Origin of the sequence: Nguyenibacter vanlangensis (assembly GCF_013376155.1) — a bacterium.
GTDB lineage: Bacteria > Pseudomonadota > Alphaproteobacteria > Acetobacterales > Acetobacteraceae > Gluconacetobacter > Gluconacetobacter vanlangensis.
Genome location: NZ_JABXXP010000563.1, coordinates 1 through 1,868, shown reverse-complemented (window position 1 = coordinate 1,868; position 1,868 = coordinate 1). Strand labels below are relative to the sequence as shown.

The window sequence follows — 1,868 nt, the reverse complement described above, 5'->3', positions numbered from 1 at the left end:
CCGATCGCCCCCAGGATGGTGGTAGTCCCCAGGCCGGCCGACAGGGCGAAGCGCGCCGGCGCGCCGACCCGCATCGGAATATGGCCCTGGCGGCGCAGGGTGGCCAGGACCGCGTCCTCGGTCTCGGCCTCCAGCGTGCCGCGGACCAGGGCACCCTGCGCATCGACGGCGGTATAGCTGAATTCAGCCATGCGGCCGCACCCCCATCAGGCGCCCGCCCGGACGCTGCGCGTCACTTCCTCGATCGTCGTCTCGCCCCGCAGGGCGGCGACCAGGCCGGCGGTGAACATCGGGACCATGCCGGCCTCGACCGCCGCCCGTTCGATCGCCAGATGGTCGCTGCGCGCGAAGATCAACTGTTCGATCGCCTCGTCCGGTTCCAGCAATTCGGCGATCGCCTGGCGGCCGCTATAGCCGGTATGGCGGCATTTGGCGCAGCCCACGGCGTGGAACAGCGTGACGGGGGCGTCCTGGTCCGGCGCGCCCCGGCTCAACGCGCTTTGGGCCGCCGCACCTTGCGCCAGCGTGCGCAGGTCGAAGCGCTCCACCAGTTCGCGGGGCGCGGCATAGGGCGTCTTGCACGCATCGCACAGCCGCCGGACCAGCCGCTGCGCCAGCACGCCGCGCAGCACTGCCGTCAGCAGATAGTCCTCGACCCCCATGTCGCGCAGGCGGATGATCGCGGCCGACGCCGAGTTGGTATGCAGGGTGGACAGGACCAGATGCCCGGTCAGCGCGGCCTGCACGGCGATCTGCGCGGTTTCGATATCGCGGATTTCGCCCACCATGATCACGTCGGGGTCCTGGCGCAGGATCGAGCGCAGCAAGGTGGCGAAGGTCAGCCCGATCTGCGGCTTGACCTGCACCTGGTTGATGCCGGCCAACTGGTATTCGATCGGGTCCTCGATCGTCACGACCTTGCGCGTGACGCCGTTCAGGTCCGACAGGCCGGTATAGAGCGTCGTCGTCTTGCCCGAACCGGTCGGACCGGTCACCAGGACGATTCCGTTGGGCTGCGCCAGCAGGGTGCGCATGCGCGCGACGATATCGGCCGGCAGGCCCAGCGTGGCGTAGTCGAAGCGGACGCTGGACCGGTCCAGCACGCGCAGCACCACCGTTTCGCCGTACAGCGACGGAATGGTGGAGACGCGGAAATCGATTTCATGCCCGCGCACCGCCAGCTTGATCCGCCCGTCCTGCGGCAGGCGGCGTTCGGCGATGTCCAGCCGGGCCATGATCTTGATGCGCGAGATGATCGCCGGGATCAACTGGGCCGGCGGGTTGTCGACCTCATGCAGCACGCCGTCATAGCGATAACGCACGCGCAGCCGATCCTCGAACGGCTCGATATGAATGTCCGAGGCCTGGGTTTCCACCGCGCGGCTGACGATCTGGTTGACCAGGCGGATCACCGGCGCCTCGGACGCCAGGTCCTTCAGCCGTTCGGCATCGTCTTCCAGCGGGGCGTCGTGATCCTCGGGCACGACCGTGTCGTCCTCGGCGCGGGGATAGAGCCGATCGAGCGCGGCCTCGAGTTCGATCGGCACGCCGACCAGACAGGCCACGCGCAGGCCGGTGGCGGCCGCGACCGAAGCCGGCGTGAATCCGTCCAGCGGATCGTGCAGCGCCAGCGACAGCACGCCGTCCCGCACCGCCAGGGGCACCGCATGGACGTCGCGCAGGAATCGCGCGCCCAGCCTGTCCGCCAGCACCGGTTCCTCGGGGTAGCGTTCGGGCGGCACCAAGGGAATGCCCAGCAATTCCGCGTAGCTCTGCGCCATTTCCCGTTCGGACACCAGGCCCAGTTGCAGCAGGATCCGGTCCAGCCGCCCGCCGCCCTGCTCAGCGGCGCGGCGCGCGCGCTCGAT

The 1,868-nt window shown here is 69.5% G+C and carries 1 protein-coding gene and 1 pseudogene; both read right to left on the bottom strand.

Annotation, left to right across the window (positions count from 1 at the left end; translation table 11 throughout):
• A pseudogene (locus tag HUK84_RS16670) lies at window positions 1–191 on the bottom strand (hypothetical protein); the annotation flags it as partial.
• A 15-nt stretch (window positions 192–206) separates the two neighbouring features.
• The coding region (locus HUK84_RS16665; protein WP_176641277.1) for a GspE/PulE family protein at window positions 207–1,868 on the bottom strand (1,662 nt) is incomplete at its 5' end.